We start from the raw sequence: 25489 nt of genomic DNA, 5'->3' as shown, positions 1-25489 counted from the left end.
CCGGACCGAGATTCATACTGTCGGGTGTATGTCACTCGGACGGCGCAACCTGTCCGACCCCGAGGCGTTCTCCAGGGTGCTGCGGCGGCTGGCCGCAGCCACGCTAGGAGGATCCTGAAGTGAAGAACCTGAAGAAGGCCGCAGCCGTCACCCTGCTCGCAGGCGGAATCATCGCCGCCGGTGCCGGCGCGGCCTCCGCCACCGGCCACGGCGCGGGCGCCCACGGTGCCGCGACCCACTCCCCGGGCGTAGCCAGTGGCAACGTCGTCCAGGTCCCGGTGCACATCCCGGTGAACGTGGTCGGCAACACCGTCAACGTGATCGGCCTGCTCAACCCGGCCTTCGGCAACTTCGGCCTGAACCGCTGACCGACCTGACGGTCCGACGTCGCCGGCCGGGCACACAGCCCGTCCGGCGATCGAGGGCCAAACAGCACCCCGCGACGCCCGGGCACAACCGCCGACCGCTCAGGGACTACCGCTCGCGCTCCTCCACATACGCGTTGTACGCGGCAACCTGCGCCCGCCGAGCCACCCGCTCCACCGGCCTCAGCGCCTCCCCCCGGGCCGCGATCTCCGAGGCGCTCACCGCCCCGCCGTGCCCGTTCTCGTACGCCACCGAGATCAGCAGTCCGACCCGCTGCGCCAGCTCCAGCACCCGCACCGCCCGCGGCGGATACCCCGGAGCCAGCACCTCGCGCCCCCGCTCCGTACGCGCCCGGTACGCATCCACCGCCGCCTCCGCCACCGGTCCGGAACCGGCCACGTCCAGGCGCGACAGCGCCGCCGTCGCATCCCGCAAGGCCTCCGCGAGCTCCCGCTCGGCCTCACTCAGGGACGGCACATCGGCAGGCGGCGCCTCCCGCACCGGCAGACAACGCCACACCACCTCGATGTGCAGATCCCCCTCCGGCCCCACCTCGTGCACCTCGGGAACAAGCCCGTACGGCGCACCGAACGCGACCACCGCCTCCTCGGCCTCCAACGCCCGCGCATTGAAGTCCGGCGGACCGCTCAGCCCCAGCGGATGCCCGGGCGCAGGCAGCGCGACCCGGAAACCGGTCACCCCCAACCCCCGCATCCGCCCGAGCGCCAGCGTGAGCCCGACCGGCCCCGCTTCACCCGGCAGTCCCTCGACGCGGTGCACCGCGTCCTCCCTGACAATGGCGAGCGCCGCGTCGTCAGGCGACACGAGTCCGGCCAGAAGTGCGTTTCCCCAGGCGGCCAGCAGCCCTGAGCGTGGTTCCGAAAGCATGGCAACAGCCTAGGGAACGGACCGCGGGCCTGTCCGTCACACGGGCCCAGCGCCGGGAGCTCTCCCGAGGTGGCGTAGATTTCCCTGGAAGCTGTGCCCACAGGCACGCGACGATCTCGACACTGCATGGGGAGACAACGCGCCATGAGCGATGTACTGGAGCTGGTGGACGTATCCGTGGTCCGCGACGGACGCGCTCTGGTGGACGACGTCTCCTGGCAGGTCAAGGAGGGAGAGCGCTGGGTCATCCTCGGACCGAACGGCGCCGGCAAGACCACCCTCCTCAACATCGCGTCCAGCTACCTCTTCCCCACCAAGGGCACCGCCAAGATCCTTGGCGAGCAGCTCGGCGGCGTCGGCACCGATGTCTTCGAACTGCGCCCCCGCATCGGAATCGCGGGCGTCGCCATGGCCGAGAAGCTGCCCAGGCGCCAGACCGTTCTGCAGACGGTGCTCACCGCCGCGTACGGCATGACCGCCACCTGGCACGAGAACTACGAAGCCGTCGACGAGGAGCGCGCCCGCGCCTTCCTCGACCGGCTCGGCATGACCGAGTACCTCGACCGCAAGTTCGGCACCCTGTCCGAGGGCGAGCGCAAGCGCACCCTGATCGCCCGCGCCATGATGACCGACCCCGAGCTCCTCCTCCTCGACGAACCCGCCGCGGGACTCGACCTCGGCGGCCGCGAGGATCTGGTCCGCCGCCTCGGCCGGCTGGCCCGGGATCCGTTCGCGCCCTCCATGATCATGGTCACACACCATGTCGAGGAGATCGCCCCCGGCTTCACCCACGTCCTGATGATCCGCCAGGGCAAGGTGCTCGCCGCGGGCCCCATGGAGACCGAGCTCAGCTCCCGCAACCTCTCCCTCTGCTTCGGCCTGCCGCTCGTCGTCGAGCACGCCGCCGACCGCTACACCGCCCACGGACTGCCGCTCGCGTAAGCGCAACCCGACGACAGTCCCCGGACACAAGCTCCGCAGCCGCAGCCGCAGCCGCAGCCGCAGCCGTCCGCCCGCGCCCTGTCCGTGAGGGCACCCGCGGTCCTACCATGACCACGTGGACATCGACGCGTGGGTGTGGTGGCTGATCGGCGCGGTGGGACTGGGCATTCCGCTCGTCCTGACCGCGATGCCCGAGTTCGGCATGTTCGCCGTCGGAGCGGTGTGCGCGGCAGTGGTCGCGGCACTCGGCGGCGGCATCGTGGCCCAAGTACTGGTATTCGTCGTGGTCTCCGTGGCGCTCATCGCCGTGGTCCGCCCGATCGCCGCCAGGCACCGTGCCGACCGGCCTCAACTCGCCACCGGCATCGATGCGCTGAAGGGCCGTCAGGCGGTCGTCCTGGAACGGGTCGACGGCAGCGGCGGCCGGATCAAGCTGGCCGGAGAGGTCTGGTCCGCCCGCGCACTCGACGAGCACCAGAGCTTCGATCCGGGCCAACAGGTCGATGTTGTCGACATCGACGGAGCTACGGCCGTCGTCATGTGACCGAACCACCCACACAGCAGCGCGCGTTCTGTCAGACTCGAAGTCGATCTTCATTGGATCGGGGCCGTCAAGGCATGCGGCCCCTCCGCGAATTCGACCTCGACCTCGATCATCGCGATCCGTCGGCAACCGAAGGGCACGAGGAACACGATGCAACCGATCATCATCGTCCTGATCATTCTGGTGGTGCTCGTCTTCATCGCCCTGATCAAGACGATCCAGGTCATCCCGCAGGCCAGCGCCGCCATCGTGGAGCGCTTCGGCCGCTACACCCGCACGCTCAACGCAGGCCTGAACATCGTCGTTCCGTTCATCGACACCATCAGGAACCGCATCGACCTCCGTGAACAGGTCGTGCCCTTCCCGCCCCAGCCGGTGATCACCCAGGACAACCTGGTCGTCAACATCGACACCGTCATCTACTACCAGGTGACCGACGCGAGGGCCGCGACCTACGAAGTCGCCAGCTACATCCAGGCGATCGAGCAGCTCACCGTCACCACCCTCCGCAACATCATCGGCGGCATGGACCTGGAGCGGACCCTGACCTCCCGCGAGGAGATCAACGCCGCCCTGCGCGGAGTCCTCGACGAGGCGACCGGCAAGTGGGGCATCCGCGTCAACCGCGTCGAACTCAAGGCGATCGAACCGCCCACCTCCATCCAGGACTCGATGGAGAAGCAGATGCGCGCCGACCGTGACAAGCGCGCCGCGATCCTCCAGGCCGAAGGAACCCGGCAGTCCGCGATCCTCACCGCGGAGGGCGAGAAGCAGTCCGCGATCCTGCGCGCCGAAGGTGAGGCCAAGGCATCGGCCCTGCGCGCGGAGGGCGAGGCCCAGGCCATCCGTACGGTCTTCGAGTCCATCCACGCGGGCGACCCGGACCAGAAGCTGCTCTCGTACCAGTACCTCCAGATGCTCCCGAAGATCGCCGAGGGAGACGCCAACAAGCTCTGGATCGTGCCCAGCGAGATCGGAGACGCCCTCAAGGGCCTCAGCGGGGCCTTCGGCAACCTCGGCTCCGGCGTCCCCGGCTTCGACACCGGCAAGGAGCGGGAACGCCGGGAGCAGCCCCCCGTCGACTGACGAGTACACGCCCTCGTGCATGATCAGTGCATCAAGCACCGATCATGCACGGGGGATGCACCATGACCATGTGGGAGATGCTCGCCGTCTTCGCCGCGGGCAGCAGCGCAGGAACGATCAACACGATCGTCGGCTCGGGAACGCTGATCACCTTCCCGGTGCTGCTCGCCACCGGCCTGCCCCCGGTCACCGCCACCGTCTCCAACGCCCTCGGCCTGATCCCCGGCTCCATCAGCGGCGCCATCGGCTACCGCAAGGAACTCGCGGGACAGGGCCACCGCGTCCGCAGGCTCGCCGTCGGCGCCATGATCGGCGGCCTCACCGGCGCCACCCTGCTGCTGGCCCTGCCCTCCACGGCCTTCGAGACGATCGTGCCGATCCTGGTGGCCCTGGCCCTCGTCCTGGTCATCCTGCAACCCCGCATCAGCAAAGCCGTCCAGCGCCGCCGAGAACACAACGGCACCTCCGCCCGCCCCGACGGCGGCCCGCTCCTCTTCGCCGGACTGATGCTCGCCAGCGTCTACGGCGGCTACTTCACCGCCGCCCAGGGGATCATCTACCTCTCCCTGATGGGCATGCTGCTCGACGACACGATGCAGCGCCTCAATGCCGTCAAGAACGTCCTGGCCGCGGTCGTCAACAGCGTTGCCGCGCTCTTCTTCCTCTTCGTCGCGCACTTCGACTGGACGGCCGTCGTACTGATCGCGGTCGGCTCCACGCTGGGCGGCCAGATCGGCGCCAGGATCGGCCGCCACCTCAGCCCCACCGTCCTGCGCGTCCTCATCGTCGCGGTCGGCACGCTCGCCATCGTCCAACTGCTGAGCCGCTGACGCGCGGATGCCCGTCTCCACAAGAAGACGGGCATCCAACACGACAACATGCGTACGCCGACTACGTCGCCCACACCGCCTACGCCGCGGTGCGGTCCAGCCACTCCGGCAGCGCCGACCGCTCACCGGCCCCCATCGCCAGCAGCATCGCCTCCGCCGGAGACGGTACGAACGGCTGCCGCAGCAGCGGCATGCCCGCCTGCTCCGGCGTCCGGGCCGCCTTGCGGTGATTGTCCTCGGCGCAGGACGCCACCGTGTTCAGCCAGGTGTCCTGACCGCCCTGGGCACGCGGCACCACATGGTCGACGGTGCTCGCCCGCCGCCCGCAGTACGCGCACCGGTGCTGGTCCCGTATCAGCACGCCCCTTCTGGACCACGGAGCCTGTCTTCGGAACGGCACCCGTACGTACCGGCAGAGCCTGATCACCCGAGGCACCGGAATGTCCACGGCGGCGCCACGCATACGGAGATCGGGGTGCGACTGCTCGACGACGGCCTTGTCCTGCAGAATCAGCACCACCGCACGGTTCAGTGTCACTGTCGACAGCGGCTCGAAGCTCGCGTTCAGCACCAGCGTGTCCCGCATCTCGCCCACCTCCCGTGTGCCGCCCGCCCCCTGGCAGGCCCGGATCAACTCTGGCTGGGCAGGCCGTGATGGACAACGCAATAAAAAATGCCCTGCCCTGATCTCTCCAAGACCAGGGCAGGGCAAACAGCGGGAGAACTCTCGGTTCACCAGGTACTAGGCAGGACCCGTGTACTCACCGATCAGCTGAGCACGGCCCAGCGTGTGGAACCGCAGATTGAATCCGACGACCGCGGGCGATACATCGCTGTCGACACCCAGCTTCTCGCTGTCCACCGCGTACACGGTGAAGACATAGCGGTGGCTCTCCCCGGCCGGCGGCGCGGCACCGCCGAAGTCCTTCGACCCGTAGTCGTTACGGACCTGTACGGCACCGGGCGGCAGCCCCTCGAACTTCCCGCTGCCCGCACCGGCCGGCAGCTCCGTGACGGAGGCCGGGATGTCGAAGAGCACCCAGTGCCAGAACCCGCTGCCCGTCGGAGCATCGGGATCGAAGCAGGTCACGGCGAAACTCTTGGTCTCAGCGGGGAACCCCTCCCACCGCAACTGCGGCGAGGTGTTCCCGGCCGCGAACACCTGGGCATCCGCCAGCACGGCCCCGGGCGCCAGATCCTCGCTCACCACCGTGAACGACGGCACCTCGGGATGGAAGTCGTGCGGCAGCGGCGCCTTCTTCGGCTCGGTCACGTCTGCACCTCTCCTGATCGCTCTACTGCTGTCAGCAGGTCTCCACCGACCCTAGAGCCAGTTGCGCCGACCGCCGACCTGGGAGATCCACTGATTGAGATACGCAGCCCAGTCGGTCCCCTGGAAGTCGTTGAGCCCGACCTTGAACGCCCGGTACGAGTCACTGCCCTCACTGAAGAGCCCCGGCTTCTTGTCCATCTCCACGATGACGTCCATCTCGCGGTCGTCCGCGACGAACGTCAGCTCCACCTGGTTCAGCCCGCGGTACTGCTGCGGCGGGACGAACTCGATCTCCTGGTAGAACGGCAGCCGCTGACGCGTGCCGCGAATGTGGCCGCGCTCCATGTCCGCACTGCGGAAACCGAAGCCGAGCTGCCCGAAGGCATCGAGAATGGCCTGCTGCGCCGGGAGCGGGTGCACATTGATCGGGTCCAGGTCGCCCGAGTCCAGCGCCCGCGCGATCTCCAGCTCCGTGGTCACACCGATGTTCATGCCGTGCAGATGCTGACCGGCGAACATCGTGATCGGCGTCTCCCACGGAATTTCGAGCCCGAACGGCACGACGTGCACGGCACCGGCCCGCACCTCGAACGCGCCACCGAGCCGGAGCTTGGTGAACTCGATGTCCTGCTTGGACTCCGTGTCCTGGCCCTCGACCTCGACGCGGGCCTGCAGCCCGACGGAGAGCCCCTCGATCTGCTGATCCACGGATCCGCCCTGGATCCGCACCTCGCCCTGTACGACCCCGCCCGGTACGACATTGAGTTCGGTCAGCTCGGTCTCCACCGAAGCACCACCGGCACCCAGACTTGCGAGCAGCCGCTTGAAGCCCATGTTTACTCCTCCTTGGTCCCTGACCCCTACATACGCGCCAAGACGGTAGTCGGTTCCCGGTAGCCTCGAACGCCATGACCGAGGGCCCGGACCGTACGCCACTGACACGCGACTTCTTCGACCGCCCCGTACTGGATGTGGCACCCGACCTCCTGGGCCGGATCCTGGTACGCGCCACCCCCGACGGCCCGATCGAGCTACGCCTCACCGAGGTGGAGGCCTACGCCGGCGAGATCGATCCCGGATCGCATGCCTTCAGGGGGCGCACCCCGCGCAACAGCGTCATGTACGGACCACCCGGCCACGCATACGTCTACTTCACCTACGGCATGTGGCACTGCCTCAACCTGGTGTGCGGGCCGGAGGGCGAGGCGAGCGGTGCCCTGCTCCGCGCCGGCGCCATCCAGACCGGCGCCGACCTCACCCGCAAGCGTCGAATCTCGGCCCGCAATGACAAGGAACTGGCCAAAGGCCCGGCCCGACTGGCCACCGCCCTGGACATCGACCGCGGACTGAACGGCACCGACGCCATCGCCCACCCCGGCGCCCCGCTGTCCGTACTGCACGGCACCCCACCACCCCGTGACCAGGTACGCAACGGTCCGCGTACCGGAGTGGGAGGTGACGGAGCAACACATCCGTGGCGCTTCTGGATCGATGGAGACCCCACGGTGAGCCCCTACAGGGCTCATGTGCCACGCCGCCGCGCAACTTGACTCGCCCTTGGGCGCCGCCTAATGTAGTCCGAGCCGCTTGAAACGGGTACTGCTGTCGGTACGGTCCATCGGACCGCCCCGAGCACCCGGAAGCGGCCAACCACTACCTACGACTCACCCTGGCGGGTGCGAATTCGGCATGCCGTAATTCGACCCCATCGACTCGATTATGAGTCGCCAAGGAAATCGGTTAACGTAGCGGATGCGCCGAAAGGCAAAGGCCACTCCAACGGCCACCGGAATTCAAATTCGGACCGGAAACGGAACGAAAAGGTTCTGGTAAGGTTGGAACCGCCGGAAAGGGAAACGCGAAAGCGAAGAACTGGAAAGCGGAACCCGCTTCGACCGGGAATCGGACACGAAAGAGTCTGATAGAGTCGGAAACGCAAGACCGAAGGGAAAAGCCCGGAGGAAAGCCCGAGAGGGTGAGTACGAAGGAAGCGTCCGTTCCTTGAGAACTCAACAGCGTGCCAAAAGTCAACGCCAGATATGTTGATACCCCGGCCTGCTTCGGCAGGTTGGTGGTTCCTTTGAAAGTCCTGCCGGATCACTGATCTGGTGGGCAATGTACACAGCGAGGACGCTGTGAATGACCGGTCTTATTCCGACCGGTTGTTCCGCTCTCGTGTTGTGTTGTCCCGATTACGGGAAAACATTCACGGAGAGTTTGATCCTGGCTCAGGACGAACGCTGGCGGCGTGCTTAACACATGCAAGTCGAACGATGAAGCCTTTCGGGGTGGATTAGTGGCGAACGGGTGAGTAACACGTGGGCAATCTGCCCTTCACTCTGGGACAAGCCCTGGAAACGGGGTCTAATACCGGATAACACTCTGTCCCGCATGGGACGGGGTTGAAAGCTCCGGCGGTGAAGGATGAGCCCGCGGCCTATCAGCTTGTTGGTGGGGTGATGGCCTACCAAGGCGACGACGGGTAGCCGGCCTGAGAGGGCGACCGGCCACACTGGGACTGAGACACGGCCCAGACTCCTACGGGAGGCAGCAGTGGGGAATATTGCACAATGGGCGAAAGCCTGATGCAGCGACGCCGCGTGAGGGATGACGGCCTTCGGGTTGTAAACCTCTTTCAGCAGGGAAGAAGCGAGAGTGACGGTACCTGCAGAAGAAGCGCCGGCTAACTACGTGCCAGCAGCCGCGGTAATACGTAGGGCGCAAGCGTTGTCCGGAATTATTGGGCGTAAAGAGCTCGTAGGCGGCTTGTTGCGTCGGTTGTGAAAGCCCGGGGCTTAACCCCGGGTCTGCAGTCGATACGGGCAGGCTAGAGTGTGGTAGGGGAGATCGGAATTCCTGGTGTAGCGGTGAAATGCGCAGATATCAGGAGGAACACCGGTGGCGAAGGCGGATCTCTGGGCCATTACTGACGCTGAGGAGCGAAAGCGTGGGGAGCGAACAGGATTAGATACCCTGGTAGTCCACGCCGTAAACGTTGGGAACTAGGTGTTGGCGACATTCCACGTCGTCGGTGCCGCAGCTAACGCATTAAGTTCCCCGCCTGGGGAGTACGGCCGCAAGGCTAAAACTCAAAGGAATTGACGGGGGCCCGCACAAGCAGCGGAGCATGTGGCTTAATTCGACGCAACGCGAAGAACCTTACCAAGGCTTGACATACACCGGAAAGCATCAGAGATGGTGCCCCCCTTGTGGTCGGTGTACAGGTGGTGCATGGCTGTCGTCAGCTCGTGTCGTGAGATGTTGGGTTAAGTCCCGCAACGAGCGCAACCCTTGTTCTGTGTTGCCAGCATGCCCTTCGGGGTGATGGGGACTCACAGGAGACTGCCGGGGTCAACTCGGAGGAAGGTGGGGACGACGTCAAGTCATCATGCCCCTTATGTCTTGGGCTGCACACGTGCTACAATGGCCGGTACAATGAGCTGCGATGCCGTGAGGCGGAGCGAATCTCAAAAAGCCGGTCTCAGTTCGGATTGGGGTCTGCAACTCGACCCCATGAAGTCGGAGTTGCTAGTAATCGCAGATCAGCATTGCTGCGGTGAATACGTTCCCGGGCCTTGTACACACCGCCCGTCACGTCACGAAAGTCGGTAACACCCGAAGCCGGTGGCCCAACCCCTTGTGGGAGGGAGCTGTCGAAGGTGGGACTGGCGATTGGGACGAAGTCGTAACAAGGTAGCCGTACCGGAAGGTGCGGCTGGATCACCTCCTTTCTAAGGAGCACTTCTTACCAGGCCTGGCCTGGTCAGAGGCCATTACGCCGGCAAATGTCCGGCGGTGGTTGCTCATGGGTGGAACGTTGACTATTCAGTACCTGGTGGTTCAGCCGGGTCGTAAGTACTGCTCCTCGGAGCGTGGAAAGCGAACCGGGTGAATTCCGGGTACTGGGCGCGCTGTTGGGTGTCTGAAGGTATGGCCGCAAGGTTGCCTTCAAACGCCGGCCCCGGTGAAGCATCGTTTCTGCGATGTGTGACGGGTGGCTGGTCGTTGCTTGAGAACTGCACAGTGGACGCGAGCATCTGTGGCCAAGTTTTTAAGGGCGCACGGTGGATGCCTTGGCACCAGGAACCGATGAAGGACGTGGGAGGCCACGATAGGCCCCGGGGAGCTGTCAACCGAGCTTTGATCCGGGGGTGTCCGAATGGGGAAACCCGGCAGTCGTCATGGGCTGTCACCCGCTGCTGAACACATAGGCAGTGTGGAGGGAACGAGGGGAAGTGAAACATCTCAGTACCCTCAGGAAGAGAAAACAACCGTGATTCCGGGAGTAGTGGCGAGCGAAACCGGATGAGGCCAAACCGTATGTGTGTGATACCCGGCAGGGGTTGCGCATGCGGGGTTGTGGGATCTCTTTTTCACGGTCTGCCGGCTGTGAGACGAGTCAGAAACCGTTGATGTAGGCGAAGGACATGCGAAAGGTCCGGCGTAGAGGGTAAGACCCCCGTAGCTGAAACATCAACGGCTCGTTTAAGAGACACCCAAGTAGCACGGGGCCCGAGAAATCCCGTGTGAATCTGGCGGGACCACCCGCTAAGCCTAAATATTCCCTGGTGACCGATAGCGGATAGTACCGTGAGGGAATGGTGAAAAGTACCGCGGGAGCGGAGTGAAATAGTACCTGAAACCGTGTGCCTACAAGCCGTGGGAGCGTCGCATGCGAGCTTGCTTGCATGTCGTGACTGCGTGCCTTTTGAAGAATGAGCCTGCGAGTTTGCGGTGTGTTGCGAGGTTAACCCGTGTGGGGAAGCCGTAGCGAAAGCGAGTCCGAATAGGGCGTTTTAGTAGCACGCTCAAGACCCGAAGCGGAGTGATCTAGCCATGGGCAGGTTGAAGCGGAGGTAAGACTTCGTGGAGGACCGAACCCACCAGGGTTGAAAACCTGGGGGATGACCTGTGGTTAGGGGTGAAAGGCCAATCAAACTCCGTGATAGCTGGTTCTCCCCGAAATGCATTTAGGTGCAGCGTCGTGTGTTTCTTGCCGGAGGTAGAGCACTGGATAGGCGATGGGCCCTACCGGGTTACTGACCTTAGCCAAACTCCGAATGCCGGTAAGTGAGAGCGCGGCAGTGAGACTGTGGGGGATAAGCTCCATGGTCGAGAGGGAAACAGCCCAGAGCATCGACTAAGGCCCCTAAGCGTACGCTAAGTGGGAAAGGATGTGGAGTCGCAGAGACAACCAGGAGGTTGGCTTAGAAGCAGCCACCCTTGAAAGAGTGCGTAATAGCTCACTGGTCAAGTGATTCCGCGCCGACAATGTAGCGGGGCTCAAGCGTACCGCCGAAGTCGTGTCATTCACATATATCCCCAACGGGAGTGTGGATGGGTAGGGGAGCGTCGTGTGCCGGGTGAAGCAGCCGCGGAAGCGAGTTGTGGACGGTTCACGAGTGAGAATGCAGGCATGAGTAGCGATACACACGTGAGAAACGTGTGCGCCGATTGACTAAGGGTTCCTGGGTCAAGCTGATCTGCCCAGGGTAAGTCGGGACCTAAGGCGAGGCCGACAGGCGTAGTCGATGGACAACCGGTTGATATTCCGGTACCCGCTTTGAAACGCCCAGTACTGAATCAGGCGATGCTAAGTCCGTGAAGCCGGCCCGATCTCTTCGGAGTTGAGGGTAGTGGTGGAGCCGACGGACCAGACTTGTATTAGGTAAGCGATGGGGTGACGCAGGAAGGTAGTCCAGCCCGGGCGGTGGTTGTCCCGGGGTAAGGGTGTAGGGCGTGTGATAGGCAAATCCGTCACACATTAAGTCTGAGACCTGATGCCGAGCCGATTGTGGTGAAGTGGATGATCCTATGCTGTCGAGAAAAGCCTCTAGCGAGTTTCATGGCGGCCCGTACCCTAAACCGACTCAGGTGGTCAGGTAGAGAATACCGAGGCGTTCGGGTGAACTATGGTTAAGGAACTCGGCAAAATGCCCCCGTAACTTCGGGAGAAGGGGGGCCATCACTGGTGATCCGATTTACTCGGTGAGCTGGGGGTGGCCGCAGAGACCAGCGAGAAGCGACTGTTTACTAAAAACACAGGTCCGTGCGAAGCCGTAAGGCGATGTATACGGACTGACGCCTGCCCGGTGCTGGAACGTTAAGGGGACCGGTTAGCTGACTTTCGGGTCGGCGAAGCTGAGAACTTAAGCGCCAGTAAACGGCGGTGGTAACTATAACCATCCTAAGGTAGCGAAATTCCTTGTCGGGTAAGTTCCGACCTGCACGAATGGCGTAACGACTTCTCGACTGTCTCAACCATAGGCCCGGTGAAATTGCACTACGAGTAAAGATGCTCGTTTCGCGCAGCAGGACGGAAAGACCCCGGGACCTTTACTACAGTTTGATATTGGTGTTCGGTTCGGCTTGTGTAGGATAGGTGGGAGACTTTGAAGCGGCCACGCCAGTGGTTGTGGAGTCGTCGTTGAAATACCACTCTGGTCGTGCTGGATGTCTAACCTGGGTCCGTGATCCGGATCAGGGACAGTGTCTGATGGGTAGTTTAACTGGGGCGGTTGCCTCCTAAAGAGTAACGGAGGCGCCCAAAGGTTCCCTCAGCCTGGTTGGCAATCAGGTGTTGAGTGTAAGTGCACAAGGGAGCTTGACTGTGAGACCGACGGGTCGAGCAGGGACGAAAGTCGGGACTAGTGATCCGGCAGTGGCTTGTGGAAGCGCTGTCGCTCAACGGATAAAAGGTACCCCGGGGATAACAGGCTGATCTTCCCCAAGAGTCCATATCGACGGGATGGTTTGGCACCTCGATGTCGGCTCGTCGCATCCTGGGGCTGGAGTCGGTCCCAAGGGTTGGGCTGTTCGCCCATTAAAGCGGTACGCGAGCTGGGTTTAGAACGTCGTGAGACAGTTCGGTCCCTATCCGCTGTGCGCGTAGGAATATTGAGAAGGGCTGTCCCTAGTACGAGAGGACCGGGACGGACGAACCTCTGGTGTGCCAGTTGTTCTGCCAAGGGCATGGCTGGTTGGCTACGTTCGGAAAGGATAACCGCTGAAAGCATCTAAGCGGGAAGCCTGCTTCGAGATGAGTATTCCCACCAACTTGATTGGTTAAGGCTCCCAGTAGACGACTGGGTTGATAGGCCAGATGTGGAAGCCTGGTAACGGGTGGAGCTGACTGGTACTAATAGGCCGAGGGCTTGTCCTCAGTTGCTCGCGTCCACTGTGTTGTTCCCGGGTTGCGAACAGTCGCACCGGTTGAACAGCTTCACTACTTAATTGAAAAGTGTGCTTGTTCGCTAGAACCCGATAGGGTTTCGGTGGTCATTGCGTTAGGGAAACGCCCGGTTACATTCCGAACCCGGAAGCTAAGCCTTTCAGCGCCGATGGTACTGCAGGGGGGACCCTGTGGGAGAGTAGGACGCCGCCGAACAATCTTTCAGGACCCTTGGTCCCAGCGTTCATGCTGGGACCAAGGGTCTTTTTGTTTTGCCGAAGCGCGTCGGATGTCCGACTGCGCGAGAATGTCTTGTAGTACCCGATGACAGGAGTCACGCCGATGTCCACCAACTCTCCCGACGATCGTTCGGAGCGCGAGCCGCGTCGCCGGGACGGTGGTGACCGGGGCGGCTTCAGCGGCCGCCGTGACGACCGCTCAGGCGGACCGAGCCGGGACAACGACCGTGGTGGCTACCGGCGTGACGACAGCCGGCCCACCGGCGGAAGCGGCGGCGGTTTCCGCCGCGACGACCGCGACCGGGACCGTGGGCCGCGTCGCGACGACAATCGCGGTGGTGGCTCCGGTGGTGGTTTCCGTCGGGATGACAGCCGGGGCGGTTCCGGTGGTGGATTCCGCCGTGATGACAACCGTGGCGGTTCCGGTGGCGGTTTCCGTCGCGATGACCGGGATCGGGACCGTGGGCCGCGTCGCGACGACGACCGCGGTGGGTACCGTGGGCCGCGTCGGGATGATGACCGTGGTGGGCGTTCTGGTGGTGGGTTCGAGCGGCGTGATGATCGTCCGCGTGGGCCTCGCCGTGATGACGACAGCCGTGGCGGTACCGGTGGTGGGTTCCGCCGGGACGACAGCCGCGGTGGTGGCTCCGGTGGTGGCTCCGGTGGTGGGTTCCGTCGGGATGACAGCCGGGGCGGTTCCGGTGGTGGATTCCGCCGTGATGACAACCGTGGCGGTTCCGGTGGCGGTTTCCGTCGCGATGACCGCGATCGGGACCGTGGGCCGCGTCGCGACGACGACCGCGGTGGGTACCGTGGGCCGCGTCGGGATGATGACCGTGGTGGGCGTTCTGGTGGTGGGTTCGAGCGGCGTGATGATCGTCCGCGTGGGCCTCGCCGTGACGACGACGGCCGCGGTGGTACCGGTGGCGGGTTCCGCCGCGACGACAACCGTGGCGGTACCGGTGGTGGGTTCCGTCGGGATGACCGGCGTGATGACCGTCCGGGTGGGTTCCGTCGGGATGACAGCCGGGGTGGTACGGGTGGTGGGTTCCGTCGCGATGACCGCGGTGGGTACCGTGGGCCGCGTCGGGATGATGACCGTGGTGGGCGTTCTGGTGGTGGGTTCGAGCGGCGTGATGATCGTCCGCGTGGGCCTCGCCGTGACGACGACGGCCGCGGTGGTACCGGTGGCGGGTTCCGCCGCGACGACAACCGTGGCGGGGGTTACCGCGGGCAGCGGGACGATCGTGGTGGCCGTGGTGGGGGTTACCGGGGGCGCGACGACCGTGGTGGGTACGAGCGGCGTGACGACCGGGACCGTGAGCCCATCAAGCGGCTTCCGATTCCTGACGACGTCACCGGCGACGAGATCGACAAGGATGTCCGGCAGGAGCTGATGAGCCTGCCGAAGACCCTGGCCGAGGATGTCGCCAGGAACCTCGTCATGGTCGCCCGGCTGATCGACGAGGACCCCGAGCAGGCGTACGCGTACTCGCGGATCGCGCTGCGGCTGGCCTCGCGGGTCGCTGCTGTGCGTGAGGCGGCCGGGTTCGCGGCGTACGCGACGCAGAAGTACGCGGAGGCGCTGGCGGAGTTCCGGGCGGCCAAGCGGATGACCGGCTCCGTGGAACTGTGGCCCGTCATGGCCGACTGCGAGCGTGGGCTCGGGCGGCCCGAGCGGGCGATGGCCATGGCCGGCGAGCCCGAGGTGCAGAAGCTGGACAAGGCCGGTCAGGTCGAGATGCGTCTGGTGGCTGCCGGGGCCCGCAGGGACATGGGGCAGATCGATGCCGCCATCGTCACCTTGCAGAGCTCCGAGCTCGCCTCGAACGCCGTGCACCCGTGGACGCCGCGACTGCGCTACGCGTACGCGGACGCGCTGCTGGCGGCGGGGCGCGAGGACGAGGCGCGCGAGTGGTTCGGGAAGGCGCTGGAGGCCGACAAGGACGGCGCCACCGATGCCTCGGACCGGCTTGCCGAGCTGGACGGTGTCGAGTTCGTCGACGCCCTCGATGAGGACGAGGACGACGCTGCTCAGGCGCCGGCCGCCGCTGCGGACGACGACAGGGGCGACGGTAAGAGCAAGGACGAGGACGAAGACGAGGACGAGGACGGCACGTCCGAGTCGTAAGGCATGAGAGAAGGGCGGCACCCGATCCGGGTGCCGCCCTTTTTTGTTGCCGTGGGGTCAGTCGAGAGTGAGGCTTCGCAGGACCAGGCCCGAGGCCGGCTTGGGGCCGAACGAGGTCGACTTGCGGGGCATGGTGACGCCCTGTCGGGCGAGCTCCCGGACGACTTCCTCACGTACCGGATGCATCAGGACCGCCGTGGCGTTGTGCCGTTCGGCCTGTTCGACGGCGGCCTCGGTGTCGTGTATGTACGCGATGTGTTCCGGGGTGTCGGGGATCTGCCAGACGTGGTCGAGCAGGGCCGAGTGCAGAACCGTGGCGTCGAGGTTCCGCCAGGCGGCCGGGCGGTCGGCCGGAATCGTACGGGACAGCAGGTCCGCGTCGGGGCGGTCGATGAGGTGGAAGGCGCCGTCGCCCGCGAGGAGGAACGCGTTGCCCTCGGCGGCCGCCTCGGCGAGTGCGTCCAGGGCCCGGGGCAGCGGGCCCTGGACGGTGCGGACACGGAAGACACCGTCCAGCGCGGCGAGCGCGTCGGCGACCGGGAGGCGGTGCAGCAGCCGGTGGATGGCGCGGACCCGGAGCGGGTAGCGGGCCGTGTCGACGAGGAGGACCAGGCCGAAGTCCCAGGGGCCGGGGGCGGTGTGTTCCTGCTGGAGGCGGAGGTAGGTGGCCCAGCGGTGGTGACCGTCGGCGATCAGGGCCTGGTGGCGGGCGAGATCGGCCTCGATCTCGGACCGGTCGGCCGGGTCGGTGACCGCCCACAGCCGGTGGCTGTAGCCGTCCTCGGTGGTGGTGGCGAGCAGCGGTGGATGCTCGATGGTCCGCTCGATGACCGCCGTCGCGCCCGAGGCGTCTTCGTTGCCGTCGCCGCGGTAGGTGAGCAGCAGCGGTTCGAGGTGGGCGGCCGTGGTGCGCATCAGGTCGGCCCGGTCCTCGACGACATGGGCCATCACGTCCTCGTGCGGCAGCACGATGCCGTCGGCAGGGGCGGAGAGCGCCAGCGCCCCGACGATGCCGCGCTGCAGGATCTCGGCGTTGCGCTGCTCGTAGACGTACAGCGCGGGCTCGGAATCGGGAGCGAGTATGCCCTCGGCCAGCCAGCGGTCCAGGGTCTCGGCGGCCTGTGCGTGGCGTGCGGCGGCCGTGTCGGCCTGCGGCAGTATCAGCCGGACGATGTTGTACGGATCCGCCGACTCCAGGTGGTGCAGCCCGTCGGGGCGCACGACGACGTCGTACGGCGGCGAGGTCACCGCGGCGAGGCTGCCGACCCGCTCGGGGACGTAGCGCAGTCCACGGAACGGGATCAGACGCAGTCCCTGCCCGGCCGGACCTGATGTGTTCATTTCTGCATCGTATGTGTGCGGCCGGGATGCGCGATGATCGGGACAGAAGCATGGAATGAGGAGCGCAAAGAATGAGTCAGGCGAGCAGGACCGGGCCGAGCGGCAGCAGCACCGCGTTGAACGAGGCGTACGACACGGCGCTGCTCGATCTCGACGGGGTGGTGTACGCGGGCGGCCGGGCGATCGTCCATGCCGTCGACTCGCTCGGAGCGGCGCGGGACGGAGGGATGCACCTGGCGTATGTGACCAACAACGCCCTGCGGACCCCGGCCGCGGTGGCCGCGCACCTGACCGAGCTGGGGGTTCCGGCCGAGCCCGCCGATGTGATCACCTCGGCGCAGGCGGTAGCCAGGCTGATGGCCGATCAACTGCCGGCCGGGGCGCGAGTGCTCGTGGTCGGGGGCGAGGGGCTGAGGGTCGCGCTGGCCGAGCGCGGTCTGGTGCCGGTGGAGTCGGCGGACGACGAGCCGGTCGCGGTGGCGCAGGGGTACGGCGGGCCCGACATGGCGTGGGGGCGGTTCGCCGAGGCCGCGTATGCGATTGCCCGTGGGGTGCCGTGGTTCGCGTCCAATACCGATCTGACGATTCCCAGCGCCCGCGGGATCGCGCCGGGCAACGGCGCGGCGGTGGAGGTCGTACGGATCGCGACCGGGGCCGAGCCGCAGGTCGCCGGGAAGCCGTTGCCGCCGATGCACCGGGAGACGGTGCTGCGGACCGGGGCCCGGCGCCCGCTGGTGGTCGGGGACCGGCTGGACACGGACATCGAGGGCGCGTCCAACGGTGGTGTGGACTCGCTGCTGGTGCTCACCGGGGTGACGGACGCGGCGCAGCTGGTGGCGGCCTCGCCGGAGCACCGGCCGACGTACGTGGACGCGGATCTGCGGGGGCTGCTGACCGGGCAGCCCGAGGTGACGCGTACGGGTGACGGGTTCGGCTGCGGCGGCTGGACGGCCTCGGTGCGTGGTGGCGACCTGGCGCTGGAAGGCGACGGGGATGTGCTCGACGGGCTGCGCGCGCTCTGCGGTGCGGCCTGGTCGTACGCCGGAGACGGCTCCTGCGGGCTGGACGCGGGGAAGGCGGTCGCCAGGCTGGGGCTGTGAGGGGCGGCTCCCGGTGATTCGGGCGCAAAGGAGGGTAGGCTAACCTAACTTTGTCCTGGTCGGCGTGTCGCCGTCCGGATGGCCGAAACGCCGGGCCGGCGGTGCCGGGCTCGGACCCGGCCTCCGCTCGTGGCGGGGGACGACCCCTCGCACCCCGATCACCTCAGACTCCGGGAGTACGACCATGCAGCGCCTCACCGCGGAATCGGTGACCCTCGGCTACGACCGGCGGGTCATTGCGGAGAATCTCTCGGTCGAGATCCCCGACAACTCGTTCACGGTGATCGTCGGCCCCAACGCTTGTGGCAAGTCGACGCTGTTGCGCGCGCTCTCGCGGATGCTGAAGCCGGAGAGCGGGCGGGTGCTCCTGGACGGGCAGACCATCCACGGGATGCCGGCGAAGAAGGTCGCCAGGACGCTGGGGCTGCTGCCGCAGTCCTCCATAGCGCCGGACGGCATCACCGTCGCCGATCTCGTCGGGCGCGGCCGGTATCCGCACCAGGGGCTGCTGCGTCAGTGGTCGCCCGACGACGAACGCATTGTCGAGGAATCGATGGCGGCGACCGGCGTCGGTGCACTGGCTGATCGCTATGTCGATGAATTGTCCGGCGGGCAGCGGCAGCGTGTCTGGATCGCCATGGCGCTCGCCCAGCAGACGCCGCTGCTGCTGCTCGACGAGCCGACGACGTATCTCGACATCCAGCACCAGATCGATGTCCTCGACCTCTGCGCGGAGCTGCACGAGACGCAGGGACGCACTCTGGTGGCCGTCCTGCACGATCTGAATCACGCCGCCCGGTACGCCACCCACCTCATCGCGATGAGGGAGGGTGAGGTGATCGCCGAGGGGGCGCCCGGTGACGTCGTCACCGCGGAACTGGCGGAGCGGGTCTTCGGGCTGCGCTGCCAGGTCATCGACGATCCGGAGACCGGAACGCCGTTGGTGGTGCCTGCCGCGCGCAAGCCCCGCGGTGGCGGAGTGGGCGTGGGCGTACAGGGCAAGGAGTCCGCCGGGGCGCAAGCGGCAGGCTGACCGGACAGGAAACCCGCTCCCGGCCGCTGGACGGGCCGGGAGAGGCGGCTACAGCAGCGCCCTGAGCCTCAGCAGATCGCGGAAACCGGCCTCCAGACGGACCCGGCCCGCACCCCACGCCCTCGCGAAGTGCAACTCGCCGTTCACCATGGCCACCAGGTCGTCGCCGGTCATGGCGAGCCGGATCTCGGCTCTCTCCCGTGGCGGGCCGTCGGCCGTGTCCAGGACCTGGATCCGGCCATTGGTCAGCCGGCCGGTGAAGGTGATGTCGAGATCCTTGATGTGGCAGCTCAGCGAGCGGTCGAGGGCAGCCGCGCTGCGCACGTCGCCGTCGGCCCCCGCGAGGTTGTCGGAAAGTTTGTCGAGTGCGCTGCGGCACTCTGCCATGGTCGCCATCGTGACCGACGGTACCGCAGCCCTTCGCGGTAGCGTTTCCCGCATGAGCGACTCGATGCCGGAGCCCGGGACGGCGGCCGGGACAGCGCCCGGAGCGACGCCCGGGGGCGCTGCGGAAGACCCGTTGTACGAGGCTGCGGCCCTGGCCGCCGCGACCCCTCTCGACCCCGCCGCGCCCCGGCCCCTCGGCGTCGGGCGCACCCCCACCGGCAACGCCGACGTCGACGCGCGGCTGGAGCGCCTCGCCGACGCGGACCACCTCCCGGCGGACGGACACATCGAGGTGTACGAGGATGTACACCGTGGGCTGCGTGACGCGCTGACCGCGCTGGACGCCAGGCCCGCACCCGCACCGGTACCCGCACCGATGCCCTCGTACAACAACAGGAGCTGAACCGAACGTGGCAGGAGTGGCACGTCGCCGCCTCGACGCCGAGCTGGTGCGCCGTAATCTCGCCCGCTCACGCGAACATGCGAGCCAGCTGATCGCCGCGGGGCGGGTGACCGTCGGCGGAAACACCGCGACCAAGCCTGCCACCCAGGTCGAGACCAGCGCGGCCGTCGTCGTGATCAAGGACGACAGCGACCCCGAGTACGTCTCGCGCGGCGGGCACAAGCTCGCCGGCGCCCTCGCCGCTTTCGTGCCCCTCGGGCTGAAGGTCGAGGGGCGGCGGGCGCTGGACGCCGGGGCGTCGACCGGCGGCTTCACCGACGTACTGCTGCGGGCCGGCGCCGGTCATGTCCTCGCCGTCGACGTCGGTTACGGGCAGCTCGCCTGGTCGCTGCAGTCCGATGAACGCGTCACCGTCAAGGACCGTACCAACGTACGGGAATTGACGCTGGAGGACATCGACGGGAAGGCGGTGGACCTGGTGGTCGGCGATCTGTCGTTCATCCCGCTGGGGCTCGTCCTGCCCGCTCTGGCGCGCTGCGCCGCACCCGACGCGGACCTGGTCCTCATGGTCAAGCCGCAGTTCGAGGTGGGCAAGGAACGGCTCGGCAGCGGTGGCGTGGTGCGCAGCCCCGAGCTGCGGGCCGAGGCGGTACGGGAGGTGGCGCGCCGGGCCTGGGCGCTGGGCCTCGGAGTGCGAGGGGTGACGGCGAGCCCGCTGCCGGGGCCCTCGGGAAATGTCGAGTACTTTCTGTGGCTGCGGGCCGGCGCACCTGAGCTGGATCCCGCGGATGTCGACCGTGCAGTGGCGGAGGGGCCTCGTTGACGACGAATGCGGCACGAACTGTCTTTCTTTTGGCACACACCGGCCGTCCGGCCGCGATCCGCAGCGCCGAGCTGGTCGTACAGGGACTGCTGCGCAGCGGCCTCGGCGTACGGGTGCTGGCCACCGAGGCGGCCGATCTGCCGCTGCCACCGTCCGTGGAGACGGTCACGGACACCACGTCCAAGGCGGTGGACGGCTGTGAGCTGCTGATCGTGCTCGGCGGGGACGGGACGCTGCTGCGCGGCGCCGAACTCGCCCGCGCCTCCGGGGTGCCGATGCTCGGCGTCAACCTCGGCCGGGTCGGCTTTCTCGCCGAGGCCGAGCGGGACGACCTGGACAAGGTCGTCGACCGCGTCGTCACCCGGGCGTACCAGGTCGAGGAGCGCATGACGCTCGACGTCGTCGTGCACAGCAACGGCGACATCGTCCACACCGACTGGGCGCTCAACGAAGCCGCCGTGCAGAAGGTGTCGCCCGAGCGGATGCTGGAGGTCGTCCTGGAGATCGACGGCCGGCCTGTCACCGGGTTCGGCTGCGACGGGATCGTCTGCGCGACCCCGACCGGATCCACCGCCTATGCCTTCTCGGCGGGCGGACCCGTCGTCTGGCCCGAGGTCGAGGCACTGCTGATGGTGCCGATCAGCGCCCACGCGCTGTTCGCCAAGCCGCTGGTGACCTCGCCGACCTCGGTGCTCGCCGTCGAGGTCCAGCAGCACACCCCGCACGGGGTGCTGTGGTGCGACGGGCGCAGGACCGTGGAGCTGCCCGCCGGCGCGCGGGTCGAGGTGCGGCGCGGTGCGGTGCCAGTACGGCTCGCGCGGCTGCACCACGCCTCGTTCACCGACCGGCTGGTGGCGAAGTTCGCCCTGCCCGTCTCGGGATGGCGGGGCGCACCGCACTGACCGGCGGACATTCCCCCGGAGGCGGTGCGAATGCTCCAGGTGCACACGGGAGAGTGAACACCGGCAGGCGGGGTCCGTCGCACATCGGGGCCCGGACCTCGTAAGGTCATGTCCGTGTTGGAGGAGATGCGGATACGGTCGCTCGGAGTCATCGACGACGCGGTGGTGGAGCTGTCACCCGGTTTCACCGCGGTGACGGGCGAGACCGGCGCGGGCAAGACCATGGTCGTCACCAGCCTGGGGCTGCTGCTCGGCGGGCGCGCCGACCCCGCCCTGGTACGGATCGGGGCCAAGGCCGCGGTCGTCGAGGGGCGGATCACGGTGTCCGCGGGCGATGCCGTGGCCCTGCGGGCCGAGGAGGCGGGGGCCGAATTCGACGACGGTGCGCTGTTGATCAGCCGTACCGTCTCCGCGGAGGGGCGCTCCCGGGCGCACCTGGGCGGCAGATCCGTGCCGGTGGGGGTGCTCGCCGAGCTCGCCGACGAACTCGTCGCCGTGCACGGCCAGACCGACCAGCAGGGGCTGCTCAAGCCGGCGCGGCAGCGGCAGGCACTCGACCGGTACGCGGGCGACGGCGTCGCCGCGCCGCATGCCAAGTACGCGGCGGCGTACCGGCGGCTGCGGGCCGTCGTCACGGAGCTGGACGAGCTGACGACGCGTGCCCGTGAACGCGCCCAGGAAGCGGATCTGCTGCGCTTCGGGCTGGGCGAGATCGCCGCCGTCGAACCCCTGGCGGGGGAGGACGCCGACCTGGCCGCCGAGGCCGAACGGCTCGGCCACGCCGAAGCGCTCGCTTCCGCGGCGGCCCTCGCGCACACCGCGCTCGCGGGCAACCCGGAGGACCCGGAGGGCGTCGACGCGACGACCGTGGTCGCGGCCGCCGGACGGTCCCTGGACGCGGTACGTGCCCACGATCCGGCGCTGGCCGCGCTTGCCGACCGGATCGGCGAGATCTCGATCCTGCTCGCCGATGTGGCGGGCGAACTGGCCGGGTACGCCGACCAGCTGGACGCCGATCCGCTGCGGCTCGCCGCCGTGGAGGAGCGCCGCGCCGCGCTCACCGGACTCACCCGCAAGTACGGCGAGGACATCGCCGCCGTCCTCGCCTGGGCCGAGGAAGGAGCCGCCCGGCTCACCGAGCTGGAGGGCGACGACGACCGCATCGGCGAGCTGACCGCGGAGCGCGATGCGCTGCGCGCCGAACTCTCCGGTCTCGGGCAGGCGTTGACCGATGCACGCACGGGGGCGGCGGAGCGCTTCGCCGAGGCGGTGACGGCGGAGCTGGCGTCCCTGGCGATGCCGCACGCCCGGGTCTCCTTCGACATCCGGCAGACCGAGGCTGCCGACGAGGCGTCCGGCATCGAGATCGGCGGCCGGAGCGTGCTCTACGGGCCGTCCGGCGCCGACGAGGTCGAACTGCTGCTGGCCCCGCACCCCGGCGCCCAGCCGCGGGCGATCGCCAAGGGCGCGTCGGGCGGTGAGCTGTCCCGGGTGATGCTGGCCGTCGAGGTGGTCTTCGCCGGCTCCGATCCCGTACCCACGTACCTCTTCGACGAGGTCGACGCGGGCGTCGGCGGCAAGGCGGCCGTGGAGGTCGGGCGGCGGCTCGCGAAGCTCGCCAGGTCCGCGCAGGTGGTCGTCGTCACGCACCTGCCTCAGGTGGCGGCCTTCGCCGACCGGCAGCTGCTCGTCGAGAAGACCGTCGACGGGGCGGTGACCAGCAGTGGGGTCACGGTCCTGGAGGGCGAGGACCGGGTACGGGAACTGTCCCGGATGCTCGCGGGCCAGGAGGACTCGCAGACGGCCCGGGCCCACGCGGAGGAGCTGCTGGCCGCGGCACGGGCGGACGGGTAGCGGGGGTTCGGGGGCGCCCGGCTCGTGATTCTTGTCCAGGTGCCGGGTGGGCTTGCCGTCCAGGTCCGCCCGCCCCCCGGACGGCCCCGGTGGGCCGCTGCGTAGCCTGGCGCGTATGGGAGCAACGTTCAGCAGGGCCGCCGTGTCCGGTGCCGTCGCCGCCGCCGTCGCGGGGGGTGTGTACCGGGCGCTGCGGACCCGTCCGCACCGGCGCTGGCAGCGCACCAACTACGCGGGCCGCACCGTCGACCTGTACGCGGGACCGGCCGCCGCCCTCGGAGCCGCGGCCGGGGCCGCCGTCCTCCCGCTGCCCGCCCGCACCCGGTACGCCGCCGCGCTCGCCGTACTCGCGGCCGGTGGCTGCGGTGCGTACGACGACCTCGTCGGGGCGGACGATCCGCGCCGCGGGTTCCGGGCACACCTGGGCGCGCTGCGGGACGGCGAGGTGACCAGCGGGGCCGTGAAGCTCTTCGGGATCGGGGCCGCCGGGCTCGCGGCCGGTGCGCTGCTCAAGGAGCGTCCCGCCGACCGGATTCTCGCCGGGGCCGTGATCGCCGCGACCGCGCACCTGGTCAATCTGACGGACGTACGGCCCGCCGCGGCCGCCGTCACCGTGCTCGCCCTCGGGGCCCCCGGCCTGCCACGGGGCGCGCTCGCCGCCGCACCGATGGGGGCCGTGGCGGCCCTCGTCGCCGACGACCTGGGGCAGCGCACCATGATCGGGGACACCGGGGCCCACGCCCTGGGCGCCGCACTCGGCGTCGCCATCGTCGCGGGCAGCGGCCGGGCCGGGCTCGTCGCCCATGCGGCGGGGCTTGTCGCGGCGACGGTGTACGGGGACAGGGTCAGCCGGCTCGCCCAGGCGCTGTCGGACCGCTGACGGGGGAGGCCAGGCGCACGAGCGCGGCAACATCGCGCCACGCTCTCACCCGTACGAGTGGTACGTCATGGCCGGTTGCTGTTGTATGCAGCGGGACAGCGGCCCGACTGTGCCGGAACGTGCGTACGGACTGGCATCCTTGACGGTGCCCATCACCGCCCACTCGGGACCCCCGGGAGCCATTCAACGTGTCACAGCTGCGTACGGTCCAAGTCCTGGGCGGAGGCAGCGCGGGCAGCAGCGCCCACGTCGGTTCGCTGGCCGCGGGGCTGGTGGCGAGGGGCGTGCACGTCACCGTCTGCGCCCCGGCCGAACTGGACCGCGCCCACGACTTCTCCGGTACGGGGGCCCGGTTCGCCCTCGTACCGCGGCGCAGCGATCCCGCGGCCGTCGCCACGCTGCGTACCGTCTGCCTGACGGCGGACGTGGTCCACGCGCACGGTCTGCACGCCGCCGTGCGCACCGCTCTCGCACTCGGCGGCTGCCGTATCCCGCTGGTCGTCACCTGGCACGCCCGCGCCCATGCCGAAGGCGGAGCCCGCAGCCGGCTGCTTCATCTGATGGAACGAAGGGCCGTCCGCGCGGCGGCAGTTGTGCTCGGTACGACATCCGACCTGGTCGACCGGGCACGGCACCGGGGGGCGCGCGACGCCCGGCTCTCGCAGGTCTCCGCCCCCGTCACGCACGTGTCCCCCGTCGTCCACGAAGGCAAGGTCCGGGCCGAACTCGGCGCCGTGGGGCGGCCGTTGATCGTCTCGTACGGGAGTCTCGTGCCGCATCACGGGTACGACATGCTTCTCGATGCCGCACGGGCATGGCGCCAACTCGACCCGGTACCGCTGCTGGTCGTCGTGGGGGAGGGGCGTGAGCGTGCCGCTCTGCAGCGCCGGATCAGGAGCGAGGAGCTGCCCGTCCGGCTCATCGGCAGCCGCGACGATGTCGCCGAAATCCTCGCCGTCGCCGATCTGGCCGTGCTGTCCAGCCGCTGGGAGGCGCGCTCGGTGCTCGCCCAGGAGGCGCTGCGGCTCGGAGTTCCGCTGGTCGCCACCGCGGTCGGAGGGGTGCCCGAACTCGTGGGCGACGGGGCGGAGCTCGTACCGTACGGAAACGCGGAGGCGCTCGCGCGGGTGGTGGTCAGACTGCTCGGTGATCCGGAGCGGCGCGCCGAGCTGGTGGCGGCGGGGCTCGCGCAGGCCGCGAGTTGGCCGACGGAGGACGACACGATCACTCAAGTGCTCAGCATCTACGATGAGTTGACTCAACCGCTGGTGCGGGCACGGTAGCTGACTGCTTGTC

The 25489-nt window shown here is 67.8% G+C and carries 22 protein-coding genes and 3 rRNA genes; 19 read left to right on the top strand and 6 right to left on the bottom strand.

What is annotated here, in order from left to right; all coding sequences use genetic code 11:
- Nucleotides 1–119 precede the first annotated feature (119 nt).
- Nucleotides 120–368, top strand: coding sequence for a chaplin (locus OG507_RS08740; RefSeq protein WP_327366577.1), 249 nt, complete (start codon nt 120–122; stop codon nt 366–368).
- A 106-nt stretch (nt 369–474) separates the two neighbouring features.
- Here OG507_RS08740 and OG507_RS08735 read toward each other — a convergent pair whose 3' ends face one another.
- Entirely contained in the window at nt 475–1254 is a 780-nt protein-coding gene (locus OG507_RS08735) for a hypothetical protein (RefSeq protein ID WP_327366576.1), read from the bottom strand.
- A 144-nt stretch (nt 1255–1398) separates the two neighbouring features.
- Between OG507_RS08735 and OG507_RS08730 the strand changes: the two genes are divergently transcribed.
- The 4 genes from OG507_RS08730 (at nt 1399) to OG507_RS08715 (ending at nt 4656) form a co-directional block, all read left to right on the top strand.
- A complete protein-coding gene (locus OG507_RS08730) occupies nt 1399–2196 on the top strand; it encodes an ABC transporter ATP-binding protein (RefSeq protein WP_327366575.1) in 798 nt (265 codons plus the stop codon).
- Nucleotides 2197–2311: 115 nt separating this feature from the next.
- Nucleotides 2312–2740, top strand: a complete 429-nt coding sequence (locus tag OG507_RS08725; RefSeq protein WP_327366574.1) for an NfeD family protein — start codon at nt 2312–2314, stop codon at nt 2738–2740.
- Between the two features lie 150 nt (nt 2741–2890).
- Entirely contained in the window at nt 2891–3826 is a 936-nt protein-coding gene (locus OG507_RS08720) for an SPFH domain-containing protein (RefSeq protein ID WP_327366573.1), read from the top strand.
- Between the two features lie 62 nt (nt 3827–3888).
- Nucleotides 3889–4656, top strand: coding sequence for a sulfite exporter TauE/SafE family protein (locus OG507_RS08715; protein WP_327366572.1), 768 nt, complete (start codon nt 3889–3891; stop codon nt 4654–4656).
- A 79-nt stretch (nt 4657–4735) separates the two neighbouring features.
- On the opposite strand, the gene OG507_RS08710 is transcribed toward OG507_RS08715, so the two are convergent.
- From OG507_RS08710 to OG507_RS08700, 3 genes are all read right to left on the bottom strand, one after another.
- Nucleotides 4736–5242 carry an HNH endonuclease gene (locus OG507_RS08710; RefSeq protein WP_327366571.1) on the bottom strand — a complete coding sequence of 169 codons (507 nt, stop codon included), beginning with the start codon at nt 5240–5242 and terminating at the stop codon, nt 4736–4738.
- Nucleotides 5243–5398: 156 nt separating this feature from the next.
- Nucleotides 5399–5929 carry a YbhB/YbcL family Raf kinase inhibitor-like protein gene (locus tag OG507_RS08705; protein ID WP_327366570.1) on the bottom strand — a complete coding sequence of 177 codons (531 nt, stop codon included), beginning with the start codon at nt 5927–5929 and terminating at the stop codon, nt 5399–5401.
- 51 nt (nt 5930–5980) lie between these two features.
- Nucleotides 5981–6763: a sporulation protein gene (locus tag OG507_RS08700; protein ID WP_327366569.1), complete on the bottom strand. Its 783-nt coding sequence runs from the start codon at nt 6761–6763 to the stop codon at nt 5981–5983.
- A 74-nt stretch (nt 6764–6837) separates the two neighbouring features.
- Here OG507_RS08700 and OG507_RS08695 point away from each other — a divergent pair, with 74 nt between their 5' ends.
- The 6 genes from OG507_RS08695 (at nt 6838) to OG507_RS08670 (ending at nt 15470) form a co-directional block, all read left to right on the top strand.
- Nucleotides 6838–7479: a DNA-3-methyladenine glycosylase gene (locus OG507_RS08695; RefSeq protein WP_327366568.1), complete on the top strand. Its 642-nt coding sequence runs from the start codon at nt 6838–6840 to the stop codon at nt 7477–7479.
- Nucleotides 7480–8134: 655 nt separating this feature from the next.
- Nucleotides 8135–9660, top strand: a 16S ribosomal RNA gene (locus OG507_RS08690).
- Between the two features lie 310 nt (nt 9661–9970).
- Nucleotides 9971–13091 (top strand): 23S ribosomal RNA (locus OG507_RS08685).
- 108 nt (nt 13092–13199) lie between these two features.
- Nucleotides 13200–13316, top strand: a 5S ribosomal RNA gene (rrf, locus tag OG507_RS08680).
- Together the 16S, 23S and 5S rRNA genes form the textbook arrangement of a ribosomal RNA operon.
- A 265-nt stretch (nt 13317–13581) precedes the next feature.
- On the top strand, nt 13582–14736 hold the full coding sequence (locus OG507_RS08675; protein ID WP_327366567.1) for a hypothetical protein: 1155 nt from the start codon (nt 13582–13584) through the stop codon (nt 14734–14736).
- Nucleotides 14736–15470 (top strand): tetratricopeptide repeat protein, encoded by a 735-nt coding sequence (locus OG507_RS08670; protein WP_327366566.1) that lies wholly within the window; start codon nt 14736–14738, stop codon nt 15468–15470. Before OG507_RS08675 ends, OG507_RS08670 begins: the two co-directional genes overlap by 1 nt.
- 57 nt (nt 15471–15527) lie before the next feature.
- Here OG507_RS08670 and OG507_RS08665 read toward each other — a convergent pair whose 3' ends face one another.
- Nucleotides 15528–16811 (bottom strand): DUF1015 domain-containing protein, encoded by a 1284-nt coding sequence (locus OG507_RS08665; RefSeq protein WP_327366565.1) that lies wholly within the window; start codon nt 16809–16811, stop codon nt 15528–15530.
- A gap of 71 nt (nt 16812–16882) precedes the next feature.
- On the opposite strand from OG507_RS08665, the gene OG507_RS08660 reads away from it, so the two are divergent.
- Together OG507_RS08660 and OG507_RS08655 are read left to right on the top strand one after the other, a co-directional pair.
- Entirely contained in the window at nt 16883–17911 is a 1029-nt protein-coding gene (locus tag OG507_RS08660) for an HAD hydrolase-like protein (protein WP_327366564.1), read from the top strand.
- A 184-nt stretch (nt 17912–18095) separates the two neighbouring features.
- Nucleotides 18096–18944: an ABC transporter ATP-binding protein gene (locus OG507_RS08655; RefSeq protein WP_327366563.1), complete on the top strand. Its 849-nt coding sequence runs from the start codon at nt 18096–18098 to the stop codon at nt 18942–18944.
- 48 nt (nt 18945–18992) lie between these two features.
- On the opposite strand, the gene OG507_RS08650 is transcribed toward OG507_RS08655, so the two are convergent.
- The gene (locus tag OG507_RS08650) at nt 18993–19340 is read right to left on the bottom strand and encodes a sterol-binding protein (RefSeq protein WP_327366562.1); all 348 of its coding nucleotides are present in this window, start codon (nt 19338–19340) and stop codon (nt 18993–18995) included.
- A gap of 43 nt (nt 19341–19383) precedes the next feature.
- Here OG507_RS08650 and OG507_RS08645 point away from each other — a divergent pair, with 43 nt between their 5' ends.
- The 6 genes from OG507_RS08645 (at nt 19384) to OG507_RS08620 (ending at nt 25476) form a co-directional block, all read left to right on the top strand.
- Complete coding sequence (locus OG507_RS08645; protein WP_327366561.1) at nt 19384–19734, top strand: hypothetical protein; 351 nt, start codon at nt 19384–19386, stop codon at nt 19732–19734.
- Nucleotides 19735–19741: 7 nt separating this feature from the next.
- Entirely contained in the window at nt 19742–20557 is an 816-nt protein-coding gene (locus tag OG507_RS08640; RefSeq protein ID WP_327366560.1) for a TlyA family RNA methyltransferase, read from the top strand.
- The gene (locus tag OG507_RS08635; protein WP_327366559.1) at nt 20554–21459 is read left to right on the top strand and encodes an NAD kinase; all 906 of its coding nucleotides are present in this window, start codon (nt 20554–20556) and stop codon (nt 21457–21459) included. Before OG507_RS08640 ends, OG507_RS08635 begins: the two co-directional genes overlap by 4 nt.
- A 108-nt stretch (nt 21460–21567) precedes the next feature.
- A complete protein-coding gene (recN, locus tag OG507_RS08630; RefSeq protein ID WP_327366558.1) occupies nt 21568–23313 on the top strand; it encodes a DNA repair protein RecN in 1746 nt (581 codons plus the stop codon).
- 115 nt (nt 23314–23428) lie between these two features.
- Entirely contained in the window at nt 23429–24193 is a 765-nt protein-coding gene (locus OG507_RS08625) for a hypothetical protein (RefSeq protein ID WP_327366557.1), read from the top strand.
- Between the two features lie 188 nt (nt 24194–24381).
- Complete coding sequence (locus OG507_RS08620; protein WP_327366556.1) at nt 24382–25476, top strand: glycosyltransferase family 4 protein; 1095 nt, start codon at nt 24382–24384, stop codon at nt 25474–25476.
- Nucleotides 25477–25489 lie beyond the last annotated feature (13 nt).

It is taken from the genome of Streptomyces sp. NBC_01217, assembly GCF_035994185.1.
GTDB lineage: Bacteria > Actinomycetota > Actinomycetes > Streptomycetales > Streptomycetaceae > Streptomyces.
Note: the sequence above shows the minus strand (reverse complement) of the source record. Positions and strands in the feature narration are given on the sequence as shown.